Below are 401 nucleotides of genomic sequence, written 5' to 3'. Positions count from 1 at the left end.
TTGAGTTGACGGTTACCGCTGCGGGTCATCCGGACCCGTCCGGTGGTGTTGCCTGACCACACCGGGATGGGGGCCACTCCGCTGTGACGGGCGAATGCGGCTTCGCTTTTGAAGCGGGTGACCCCGGCGGTTTCGCCGATGATCTTGGCCGCGGTCAACTCGGCGCAGCCGGGCATGGCCAGCAGCGCCGGAGCGATCGCGCGGACACGCTCACTGATCCGTTTGGCCAACGTATTGATGGCCTCGGTGAGTCGGGTGACGTCGGCCAATTCGTCGCGGGCCAACTCGGCAACCAGACCGGGCTGGGTGGCCAACCAGTCACCGAGCATCTTGCGGTGTTTGGTCAGATCCAGCGACGCCGGTTTCGGCGCCCGGCTGGGATCAAGTTCGTGCACTCTCCA

The 401-nt window shown here is 65.6% G+C and carries 1 protein-coding gene; it reads right to left on the bottom strand.

Features of this window, described 5'->3' with window-relative positions; translation table 11 throughout:
• A partial coding sequence (locus OQ789_RS25855) for a transposase (protein ID WP_324689274.1) occupies positions 1–401 on the bottom strand: 401 nt, incomplete at both ends.

Source organism: Mycobacterium sp. 94-17, from assembly GCF_035617725.1.
Taxonomy (GTDB): domain Bacteria; phylum Actinomycetota; class Actinomycetes; order Mycobacteriales; family Mycobacteriaceae; genus Mycobacterium.
Note: the sequence above shows the minus strand (reverse complement) of the source record. Positions and strands in the feature narration are given on the sequence as shown.